The following is a 337-nucleotide window of genomic DNA, read 5'->3' on the forward strand; positions in this document are numbered from 1 at the left end:
GTCCGGGCGGGTGTCCGGGCCCGGGGCCGGGGTGGTGGTGCGCGGGCTCTTGCCGCGGGTGATGCCCCGCAAACCGGCCCGGCGCATGAGGCGGTGGACGGTGCAGCGGGCCACCCGGTGACCCTGCCGGTTCAGCTCGGCGTGGACCTTGCGGACCCCGTAGACACCGTAGTTGTCGGCGTGCACCTGCCGGATCTTGGCGGTGGTGGCCTCGTCGGTGCGCGAGCGCAGCGACGGCGCCCGGTTCTTGGCTGCGTAGTAGGTGGACGGGGCGACCTGCAACACCTGACAGATCGGCTCGACCCCGAACTCCTGACGGTGGACGTCGATGTAGGCC

1 protein-coding gene and 1 other annotated feature are annotated in these 337 nt (G+C 72.1%); the gene reads right to left on the reverse strand.

Annotated features, from left to right (window positions below; all coding sequences use genetic code 11):
• Positions 1-337 (reverse strand): IS3 family transposase (locus tag QJS33_RS31305; RefSeq protein WP_306371682.1); only part of this gene is annotated, 337 nt, incomplete at both ends.
• Positions 268-337, reverse strand: a sequence feature (AL1L pseudoknot). This feature is flagged as partial in the annotation. (Overlaps the previous gene by 70 nt.)

Source organism: Nocardiopsis sp. CC223A (assembly GCF_030766825.1).
Taxonomy (GTDB): domain Bacteria; phylum Actinomycetota; class Actinomycetes; order Streptosporangiales; family Streptosporangiaceae; genus Nocardiopsis.